Source organism: Mesorhizobium sp. M2A.F.Ca.ET.039.01.1.1 (assembly GCF_003998035.1).
Taxonomy (GTDB): Bacteria; Pseudomonadota; Alphaproteobacteria; order Rhizobiales; family Rhizobiaceae; genus Mesorhizobium.
This window is the reverse complement of the sequence record NZ_RZRY01001043.1, coordinates 1-1,709: the sequence shown is the minus strand read 5'-3', so window position 1 is coordinate 1,709 and position 1,709 is coordinate 1. Positions and strand designations below refer to the sequence as shown.

Here is a 1,709-nt window from a genome sequence, read left to right as displayed (position 1 = left end):
GTTCAGCGCGACGCATTTGATCAGCGCCTATCTGTGCCAGCGCGACCCATACATTTTTCACATAGTCGAGCGCCGGCTGTCGAAGCGGGGCGCGGTCGCCAACTCAGGCTTTTGGGGCGCGAGGAGCTATTCGCCGTGACCGTAACCGCCGACCTGAAATTCGCCAAAGCGCGCAAACGGGAAAAGCCTGTGGAGGCACATGTCCCCTATTTGCGCCATGTCGACGACAATCTGGTCGTCACCAAAAGCGGCTTTCTCGTCGGGGTCATTCAGCTTGGCGGCCTGCCCTTCCAGACAATGGATCAGGCAGAGCTCAACAACCGCCTGTTCAATCGCAACACGACATTCCGCAACCTCTCCACGTCCCGTTTTGCCGCCTATGCGACCATCATCCGGCGTCACGTGACGCCAGAAATCGAAGGGGATTTCGACAACCCTTTCGTGGCGGAGCTCGATGCCCGCTACATGGATGAGCTGGGCTCGAAGAACCTGTTCGTCAACGAGGCCTTTTTGACGCTCATCCGCCGCCCGATGGTCGGGCGCGTCGGGTGGGTCGACAAGGCGCTCAACGCGTTCCGCATCAGCACCGCCGGCGAAGAGACACGTGAAGAGGCCATGGCCGAACTGCACGATGTCCTCAATGGCGTCGTGAAGGACTTTTCGGCCTATGGCGCGCGGCTCCTGGGCGTGGTGACACGGCGCGGCAGCCTGTTTTCCGAACCTGCCGAATTCATCGCCAAGATCCTTGCTGGCGGCGCTGATGTCGAAATGCCGCTGCCGCGCATGAGTTTGGCGAGCGCCTGTGCTACCCGGCAAATTTTCTTCGGCAAGTCCGCGCTGGAAATCAGGGGGGCGCAGACAAGCAAGATTGCCGCCATGGTGGCCATCAAGGAATACCCTCCCTTTACCGCCCCCGGGTCGCTCGATGGCCTGTTAAGGCTGCCGCATGAATTTATTCTCACGCAGTCATTTGCGATTGAGGATCGCGTGACGGCCATGCGCCGCATCAACACGATCTCGAACCAGGTCAGCGGTTCGGATGAGGCCGGAACCACGGTCGAGGATTCCGTGCACGCCGGCGCTGACAAGCTTGCCGGTGGCGAGGTTGTTTTCGGCCAGCACCACCTGACGGTGATGGCGCTCGCTGCCGACGTCCAAGGGCTCAACCGCTCCTTGTCCGACATAACCGCCGAACTGTCGCGCATGTCGATCGTGCCGGTGCGAGAAACGCTCAACACCGAACTTGCGTTTTGGGCACAGCTGCCGGGCAATTTCAGTTACATTGCGCGCCGCGCCCTGATCTCGTCGCTGAACTTCGCCGGGCTGTTCTCGGGCCACAATTTTCCCTCGGGCCAGCGTGAGGGACTGCACTGGAAGCGGCCGATCGCGCTTCTCGAGACGACCAGCCAGACAGCCTATTATTTCAACTTTCACGTTCACGACGTCGGCCACTTCACCGTTTTTGGCCCGACCGGTTCGGGCAAGACCGTCGTTCTGTCATTCCTGATGGCGCAGGCGATGCGGATTTCGCCGCGACCGCGATGCGTCTACTTCGACTATATGCGCGGCGCCGAGCTCTTCATTCGCGCGCTCGGCGGCCGCTACGAGGTCATGGAGCCGATGCAGGCCACCGGCTTTGCGCCGCTCCAGCTCGAAGACACGGCGGAAAACCGCACGTTTCTGGAAGGGCTGCTGCGCTACTTGCTCAC

1 protein-coding gene is annotated in these 1,709 nt (G+C 61.0%); it reads left to right on the top strand.

Annotated features, from left to right (window positions below; genetic code table 11):
• Positions 1-135: 135 nt before the first annotated feature.
• Positions 136-1,709 (top strand): VirB4 family type IV secretion system protein (locus EOA24_RS37055; RefSeq protein ID WP_127410770.1); only part of this gene is annotated, 1,574 nt, incomplete at its 3' end.